Annotated in this window: 1 protein-coding gene and 1 pseudogene; both read right to left on the reverse strand. The window is 43.5% G+C overall.

The genetic code is table 11. From position 1 onward, the window contains the following. Nucleotides 1–644, reverse strand: a pseudogene (locus ABW391_RS29535) (hypothetical protein); the annotation flags it as partial. A gap of 107 nt (nt 645–751) precedes the next feature. Continuing rightward, on the reverse strand, nt 752–1,052 hold a 301-nt coding region (gene trxA, locus ABW391_RS29540), incomplete at its 5' end, for a thioredoxin (protein ID WP_353485493.1).

Here is a 1,052-nt window from a genome sequence, read left to right on the forward strand (position 1 = left end):
TAATTGAAATAAACTTTTCCGGTTTGATTTTGGAGCAAACCTCCTAGATTCAAGCCTACCGAACGACCTGAATTCACAACTACAATGTGCTGGCGGAGATAGTTTTGACTTGCTGCTTTTTCCATGCTCCCTACTTGCCAAGCGGGAGTGATGCTTTCGCGGCTGATTTGGGGCCGAAAATAGCCCGCAACCAAAAACAATTTTTCACTGCCTTTTTTGAGTCGCCACTCCATAAAGGCGTCAAAAATACCCACCGAAGGAATAGCCCCGTTATTTCCAGCCCCAAAGACCCCACTTTCAACATCCCGCCCAACGGCATCAAAGGCAAAGACCACCGTAGCTTTGAGGTTGTTATAGGGTTGCATTCTAAAACCGATGCGTCCCCGACGTATCAAAAAATTGAGTCGGTTGTCAACATCATCGTATCCTTTGGTTTGGGTGTTGTATACTTTTTGGTTCATGCTATAAACGCTCCACAATTGAAGCTGCGCAAATGGTTCCAACTTAAATCCTTCCTTATTTTTCAAAAAACCTTTGAAGTCTTCCTGAGCCTGCAGCAGTGGTTGAGAAAAAAAAGAGAACCAAAACATTACAACAATGTGAAAAATAGCGGTTCGGTATCCTGAAGTTGGACGGCTGTACATGCTTGTGATTTTAAGATTAAAACAGGGAATTCATTGCCCATTTTGCCTGCAAAATAAGGAATTCATGCAAGTATGAATCACCCAATTTAAATCTTTCGACCACTGATCTAAGCATTTTGATCAATCACCACCGCCAACTGATGGGCAGATTGCATTCCAGAACGCTGCCATTTCACTTCCCCTTTTTTGTACAGCACAAAAGTCGGGACGCCCTGAATGCCCATTTTTTGGGCCAATGCCGGATTTTTATCTATGTCAATCTTGATGATCGAGGCTTTGTCTCCAATTTTATTGGCCAATTCTTGCAAAATTGGGGCCATGGCCTTGCACGGGCCGCACCATTCCGCAAAAAAGTCCACCAAAACGGGCTTGTCGCCATCAATAAGTTCGCTAAAAGACATTTTCTTT

Origin of the sequence: Haliscomenobacter sp. (assembly GCF_040403615.1) — a bacterium.
GTDB lineage: Bacteria > Bacteroidota > Bacteroidia > Chitinophagales > Saprospiraceae > Haliscomenobacter.